Here is a 557-nt window from a genome sequence, read left to right as displayed (position 1 = left end):
GTACAGAGCTTCAGATCATGACCCTGTGATTATCTGAAGCTCTGTACGGGCTAGCGCTATACAGATCCGCTACTTGAGTATCACTCTTATATTCAGTGTTGTAATCAAGAACACGAGGCTCATCGGTATTGATATGCCACTCAGTGACTCCGCTTACCTGTGAGCTTAAGCTGTCACTCGCTAAAGCATGGTCAAGTGAACCTGCCTGCCCATAAAACACGTAAGAATAGGCTTTATCACCTACAAAGTGTTCAAACAAATCAACATAACCAGCCTCTTTGATGACAGAAACGGGGTCTTCTTTAGCATATGCATTTAAATCACCAATGATCAGAAAATCACTATCGCGACTATTGCTTGGATCAGAATTCAAGTAATCGACTAATGCTGTCGCGGCACTTGTACGTGTTAAGTTACAGTTGCCTTGGCCATCATTCATGTCAGGATCACCCAATTCGTCACAATCACTTCCTTTTGATTTTAAATGATTGACTGCAACGGTAAGCTTCTCCTTTGAACCTTTTTCTTTAAAGGTTTGGATTAAGACTGGTCGATTC

Annotated in this window: 1 pseudogene; it reads right to left on the bottom strand. The window is 41.8% G+C overall.

What is annotated here, in order from left to right:
• Positions 1-10 precede the first annotated feature (10 nt).
• A pseudogene (locus A3729_RS32600) lies at positions 11-557 on the bottom strand (DNA degradation protein EddB); the annotation flags it as partial.

Source organism: Oleiphilus sp. HI0043 (assembly GCF_001634935.1).
Note: the sequence above shows the minus strand (reverse complement) of the source record. Positions and strands in the feature narration are given on the sequence as shown.